This is a genomic window from Vibrio fujianensis (assembly GCF_002749895.1).
In the GTDB taxonomy this organism is placed as follows: domain Bacteria; phylum Pseudomonadota; class Gammaproteobacteria; order Enterobacterales; family Vibrionaceae; genus Vibrio; species Vibrio fujianensis.
Genome location: NZ_NBUS01000040.1, coordinates 268 through 2,564 on the forward strand (window position 1 = coordinate 268; position 2,297 = coordinate 2,564).

A 2,297-nucleotide genomic window follows, 5' to 3' on the forward strand; every position below is an offset into this window, starting at 1 on the left:
TGGATTGCGACGATGAAGAAAAATGATTACCGAACTTTTGTCGGTAGTGAATCGGTCGCCAGTTTCCGCGGCTATCACCCCAAAACGGGCGATAAAGTATTTGCCGCGTTTAGCGCCTCACATGTGCCTTATGAAATTGATCGAATTAAAACGAATCACCTCCCATCACTCGCGGAGATGACAGAGAAAGGGATTGATCTCCTCGCAAAGAATAAAGACGGTTTTTTCCTTATGATCGAGGGAGGGCGTATTGACCATGCTTCACACGCCAATGATATTGCCGGCACGATTTTCGATACCCTTGCCTTTGATCAAGCAGTACAAAAAGCGCTCGATTTTTATCACAAAAATCCAGATGACACGTTAGTGATTGTGACCGGCGATCACGAAACGGGTGGTATGGGTATGGGGTTCGGCAAAAATTATTTCATGACTCTCGATAATGTTACCCACACGAAAGAGTCTATCGAAGACAAACTACAAGGCGTCTATCAGGGTAATCGCTCCGCTTTCTACCAACATATTGCCGCGCAATTTGACTTAAGCACACTCAGCGATGAAGAAAAGTCATTGATTGAAACCGCAATGAACGCCGTTGATAAAAAAGCGCCTAACCTCAAAAATCTTTATGGCGGTTATGATCCCGTGGCTATTGCGGTGGCTCATATTACTTCCAAACGTGCTGGGGTTTATTGGACATCTTATGCCCATACCGCAACACAACTGCCTCTCTCTGCTATCGGGGTTCAGGCAGATAAACTAGGAGGCTTTAAAGACAATACCCAAGTGGCACAAACCATCGCAGAGATCATGCAAGTCAATATTGGCTATCAAGGCTAATGAGCAACACCCGATTGAATGCGGAAGCCAACAGCGCTTCCGTTTTCTTATAAGGAGAAATTCATGCGAGGCATCTATCTGGCCGTTACGGTCTTGCTCTGCTTTGTAGTCTACGAGGGTAGCTACGCTAATAAAAACACACAACCCGAACACGTTGCCACCGTGCTTGCCTGTGATAATAGCCAACTCACGGTCATTGGCAGTAACCGTATTGGAACACAAATCTTAACCGTGGAGCTGAAAAAGTATCCTGGAAAATCTTATTCTGCCTTCAATTTACTTACGGGGACATTGGAATACGATGAATTTTATCAGTCGGGAGATACAATTTTAGTCGCCATACAGCACAATCAAAATGGGCAAGTTCACCATATCAAAGCGCTCTCTCATTATCGGCTACCTTATTTGATGATGTTATTTGCATTTTTTGCAATTGCGCTGCTCACTTATGCCCGTCATATTGGGTTACGAGCACTGCTTTCTTTTGTGGGGTCAGTCTTGATTATTTGGCAACTATTAATTCCGGGATTGGTTGCGGGTTATCCTCCAATACTTATCACGACCGCAACACTTATCGCGTTGAGTGCACTGATTATCTTTTCTATCGCAGGTTGGACCAATAAAGGAAAAGCAGCATTTGCAGGAACCCTTATTGGTTTGATGATCACCGCATTACTTTGCCTAGTATGCGGGCAATTACTCAGACTTGATGGAATGGCACAACCCATGGCACAACTTTTACTATTCGAAACGGGTATGCATCTCAATATGCTTGATGTGCTTTATGCGGCCGTTTTAATCGGTGCTAGCGGCGCGGCCATGGATGTAGCGATGGAAATGGCCGCAACGATGGAAGAGCTCAAACTCACCAATCCAGACATGAATAAAAAACAGCTCCTTCGCTCAGGCTTTAGAGTTGGAAATGCAGTAATTGGTACCATGACAACCACCCTATTACTGGCATACTCGGGTGGTTTTTTGACATTATTAATGTTGTTTATTAGCCGAGAAACCAGCTTAATGCAGATTTTCAATATGAAGTTAATCGCCAGTGAAGTCGCAAGAACATTGATAGGAAGCTTATCACTAGTGATAGTAGCACCATTAACAGCTTGCATCGCTAACAGTATGATGTTTCGTACTCAGTTAGACGGACAAGGCAGCGTTTCAGCGATCACTGGACCAATCACAACTTCACTGAAGGAATAAACGATAAAAACGATGACGATAGTTCTAGCAATAGCATCGCCCGCGTTTTTTCATGATTTCAGCCACTTTCACCTTGAACTTCTATTCTTAGCCCCTTATTTATAATGATAAGCGCAAGCGGTGAAAAATAGATAGGATACACCAGCTTTGCTTTGATGATAGATAGAGAAGATCCCGAGTTCTCCTCAATCAGGAGAGGTGAAGATGAATCAATACCCGACAATGCATTTACAAATTACTGAATCAGC

At 43.7% G+C, this 2,297-nt stretch carries 2 protein-coding genes; both read left to right on the plus strand.

From position 1 onward, the window contains the following. Positions 1-840, plus strand: an 840-nt coding sequence (locus B7C60_RS05950; protein ID WP_172953233.1) for an alkaline phosphatase, incomplete at its 5' end; no start/stop codon positions are given. A gap of 63 nt (positions 841-903) precedes the next feature. After that, positions 904-2,049 (plus strand): YibE/F family protein, encoded by a 1,146-nt coding sequence (locus tag B7C60_RS05955; protein ID WP_099610864.1) that lies wholly within the window; start codon positions 904-906, stop codon positions 2,047-2,049. The last annotated feature ends 248 nt before the right edge of the window (positions 2,050-2,297 follow it).